Genomic DNA, 3,907 nt, shown 5'->3' with positions numbered 1-3,907 from the left:
TATTTTAGCGAAGTGGACCTCTTCATAAAGGTAAAAACGCTAAAGATGACCTAAGCAGCGGTAGTTCAGTTGGTTAGAATACCGGCCTGTCACGCCGGGGGTCGCGGGTTCGAGTCCCGTCCGCTGCGCCATATTTAAAACTTAGTTTTAATACAAAAGTTTCAACCTCAAATATTTATATTTGAGGTTTTTTTGTGTCTGATAAATTATACGAATATTTGACTTATATAATATTTTTCTTTTAAACTCTCTACATCTTCATAAGCTGTTAACTCTTCTTGCTTTTATTCTATCTGCCTTTAAGAGCAAAAAACTCCTTTCTCAAAGTCATCATTTCAATACCTGCCTAATAAATGGTAATCATTCTTATCCATTTACATGACATCCTCATGAGTTGATGATACCGTATGTCTAATCAAGAATGATAAAGCAATAAATAGCTGCATATTGATATAAGAGAGCGCTTGGACTGGCTACGTTTACATGCCCACCTGTTCATATGGTTACTCTAAGTAAATACAGAATGAGTAGATATTAAGCATACCGTACCAAATAATGAATAAATCATAATTTTTTAAATCATTAAGGGCTTTTATTATGAAACGTGCCAATCAATTACAGCCTTTATCTCGCCAACATCACCTTGGACTTAATCTGTCTCGTCATGCCAAAGAATGTACTGATGAGCCTGTAGAGATTGCCAAGCATTGGCATCATCTCACGGCTTATATTAAAGATATGCAAGCTCACTTTAAGATTGAGGATACCTTAATCGCTCACGCTTTAGAGCCTTATCGTGCCTCTCATACTAAGGTTGCCTCAGTGCTTGATACTTTAGATGCTCAGCATAAGCAGCTATATAAACTGATGGATGAAACCGAGCGTTCACAGAAATCTATCAATAGAGAGATAACCACTGCGCAAGTCCAAGCATTGGGCACGCTTTTATACAAGCATATTCGTTTTGAAGAGCGAGAGTTATACTCTACGGTAGAGAAATATCTGACAGAAGCAGAACTGAATGCCATTTACGAAGCGAGCCCCGACAGTATTAAACGTCCTGATGGGCTGCGTTAAAAATTAAGACAGCCTTATTGAATAGTGATTAAAACAACACCTTCAGATCATATTTTTGGATTATTTGATACAAAAAAGCCTTCAAACAAACCAGCCCAATCTTAGCGCTTGATTCATCTAAAGGCTTTTTTAATACCTTTTTTTCTAAGGTATCAGTTTAAAGAAATGCTGACGATAATGTTTGAGCTCACGGATTGAATCACGAATATCATCTAATGCTAAATGACTGCCACCTTTCTCAAAATTCTTGAGGACATCAGGACGCCAGCGGAAACACAGCTCTTTGATAGACGACACATCAAGATTACGATAATGAAAGAATTTTTCTAATTCTGGCATTTGACGTGCCATAAAGCGGCGGTCTTGGCAAATCGAGTTACCGCACATCGGCGACTTGCCACTATCAACCCATTTATTCAAAAACTTAATGGTTTCAGCTTCCGCCTCAGCCAATGTCACCGTACTACGGCGTACACGGTCGACCAGTCCCGACTGCCCATGCTGCTTGGTATTCCAGTTATCCATTTTATTTAAGACTTGATCCGATACCTTGATAGCAAATACCGGTCCTTCGGCAAGGACGTTCAAATCTTCATCGGTGACGACAGTGGCTATCTCGATAATCTCATCATTTAAGGTATCAAGTCCGGTCATTTCTAAATCAATCCATACCAGCCCTTTTTTGCCTTGGTTTTTGATTTTAATCTTATTGGGATGGTCGCCGGTGGTCATAAAATATCCTATGGTCATTAAAGTTTGGGACAACTTACAAGCAAAGCTTTAATAGCAATGTTAATAAAATAAAGCGCCTATAAATGTTGGTGTATGGACAGCGGTGACTTTCATTTAGGATGGATAAACACCAAAATATTACAAAATCTCTGCCAGTGCAGGCGCTTTAGGCTGTATGTTAGCAAACTTTCACGCTACACTGAGCAATATTTTTATAATAGGTCACAAACCCATGGCATTAATCCGGCAGCGCAAACTGACGAAACAACAGCTTCGGCGCATCGACAAGCAGCAATTGTCCAATCAAGACAGTATCGATGACAGTTTGATGGATGGCGTGGTCATGGCGCATTATGGCAAGCAGCTGGAAGTGCAAGTGACCAGCTTGCCAGCAGTGATACCGATACAGCCTGAGGTTGCACCTGATGACCCTGAGCCGTTTTGGCAAGCGTTGGCACTCGGTGATATTTGGCGCTGCCACGTACGTACCAATTTGCCGATGCTAGCAGCAGGCGACCAAGTGCGCTGGAATGCTGACTCTAATACAGGCTTTGGTCGGATTGAATCAGTCAAGCCGCGTACATCACTAGTTTCGCGCCCTGACCGTTATCATAAGCTCAAGCCTGTCGCCGCCAATGTCGATATTTTGGCTATTGTATTTGCGCCCTTGCCTGCTGCTGCTCCGACACTCATTGATCGTTATTTGGTCGTCTGTCATCATGCTGGGGTCAAGCCTTTACTGGTACTCAATAAAGCCGATTTACTTGAGCAAGAAAAAGGCGTCGATACCAATGAGTTATTGGCTCAATATGCAGCGCTCGGTTATGAGAGCGTCTTGACCTCAGTCGATTGTCCTGAAAATGTCGCTGATAGTGATGAGCAGGAAGGACTTGATGAGCTGAAGCGCTATATAGATAAAAAGCTGGTTATTTTTGCAGGTCAATCTGGTGTCGGTAAAAGCAGCTTAATCAATGCACTGTTACCTGAATCAGCACAAAGCGTGAATATCATCTCTGATAACTCAAAGCTCGGTCAACATACCACTACTACCAGCCGCTTGTTACCCTTTAATCCCGATGATTTGACCCAAGGTGGTATCGTCGATACCCCCGGTATTCGTGAGTATGGCATTTGGCACTTGACTCCTGATGACATCATCTCAGGCTTTGTTGAGCTGGCGCCATTATCGGGCGACTGCCAGTTTCGTGACTGCCGCCACACTCACAACAGTAAAGGCTGCGCATTATGGGAGGCGGTTGCTGATGGTAAAGTATTGCAACGCCGCGTCGAAAACCTTGTGACGCTAAGAGAAGAGGCAGATACTAAGCCTTATTAAACCCTATTGAGCCTTATCAATCGTTAATCACGATGTTAGCCATCACACGTTTACTATGGATGGGCTAATCGGTATAATAGCGCCTTGTTCAATCCATTAGGCTGTCTTCTCAGCTTGATAGAACACTTATTTTTTTGGAGGTATGGTTTGGATCGTGCGCTAGAATTTGTGGGCAACCACCCGTTTTTATTTGGCATATTAGCCGTACTTGCTGTGCTATTTTTTGCTATTGAAAACAAACGTAGCGGTAAAAAAATATCACCCAATACCCTTGGTATGATGGTGAACTCGCATAATGCGCAGCTTATCGATATCCGCGCCAAAAAGAAGTTTGTAACCGGTTACATCCAAGGTAGTCGCAACATCCCATTTACTGAGCTCAAAGACCGCATTGAGGAAATTCGTGCGATTGAGCATCCAGTCATTATCATCTGTGACATGGGTGTACAAGCAGGTGCGGCGATTCAAATGATTGGTAAAGAAAACGTTTATCGTTTAGAAGGCGGTATTGGTGGTTGGCAAGGCGCTGGGATGCCACTTGTTGGACTAAAAGATGCTAAGCCCAAGACTAAAGTCAAAGTAAAACCGAGCTTGCACAAGTAGTTTGATAGCGTACCAACTTACTATCAATAGATAGTAAATAAAAAAGACACCTTTTACTGGGTGTCTTTTTTTGTGTGGCATTTATGATACTGGCAGCGCTTTTGTATGTATTTGGCTTGAATTTATATTGCCTATCCCCACTTTATAGTGAGCATAATA

4 protein-coding genes and 1 tRNA gene are annotated in these 3,907 nt (G+C 42.0%); 4 read left to right on the top strand and 1 reads right to left on the bottom strand.

Annotated features, from left to right (window positions below; genetic code table 11):
- Positions 1-54 precede the first annotated feature (54 nt).
- Positions 55-131: transfer RNA gene (locus VLN09_RS05700), tRNA-Asp, on the top strand.
- Positions 132-597: 466 nt separating this feature from the next.
- Entirely contained in the window at positions 598-1,077 is a 480-nt protein-coding gene (locus tag VLN09_RS05695) for a hemerythrin domain-containing protein (RefSeq protein ID WP_325244517.1), read from the top strand.
- A 144-nt stretch (positions 1,078-1,221) separates the two neighbouring features.
- On the opposite strand, the gene orn is transcribed toward VLN09_RS05695, so the two are convergent.
- A complete protein-coding gene (gene orn, locus VLN09_RS05690) occupies positions 1,222-1,809 on the bottom strand; it encodes an oligoribonuclease (protein WP_325244515.1) in 588 nt (195 codons plus the stop codon).
- A gap of 232 nt (positions 1,810-2,041) precedes the next feature.
- On the opposite strand from orn, the gene rsgA reads away from it, so the two are divergent.
- On the top strand, positions 2,042-3,145 hold the full coding sequence (gene rsgA / locus VLN09_RS05685; RefSeq protein ID WP_325244513.1) for a ribosome small subunit-dependent GTPase A: 1,104 nt from the start codon (positions 2,042-2,044) through the stop codon (positions 3,143-3,145).
- 147 nt (positions 3,146-3,292) lie between these two features.
- Positions 3,293-3,748 (top strand): rhodanese-like domain-containing protein, encoded by a 456-nt coding sequence (locus VLN09_RS05680; protein ID WP_325244511.1) that lies wholly within the window; start codon positions 3,293-3,295, stop codon positions 3,746-3,748.
- The last annotated feature ends 159 nt before the right edge of the window (positions 3,749-3,907 follow it).

The sequence above is a fragment of the Psychrobacter sp. genome (assembly GCF_035469765.1).
In the GTDB taxonomy this organism is placed as follows: Bacteria; Pseudomonadota; Gammaproteobacteria; order Pseudomonadales; family Moraxellaceae; genus Psychrobacter.
The sequence above is the reverse complement of the archived record's forward strand: the minus strand, read 5'-3'. Positions and strand labels throughout refer to the sequence as shown.

Bases quoted from the DNA above. Each gene is read 5' to 3' on its own strand.
- VLN09_RS05695 (WP_325244517.1), top strand. From the start codon at position 598: ATGAAACGTGCCAATCAATTACAGCCTTTATCTCGCCAACATCACCTT.
- orn (WP_325244515.1), bottom strand. From the start codon at position 1,809: ATGACCACCGGCGACCATCCCAATAAGATTAAAATCAAAAACCAAGGC.
- rsgA (WP_325244513.1), top strand. From the start codon at position 2,042: ATGGCATTAATCCGGCAGCGCAAACTGACGAAACAACAGCTTCGGCGC.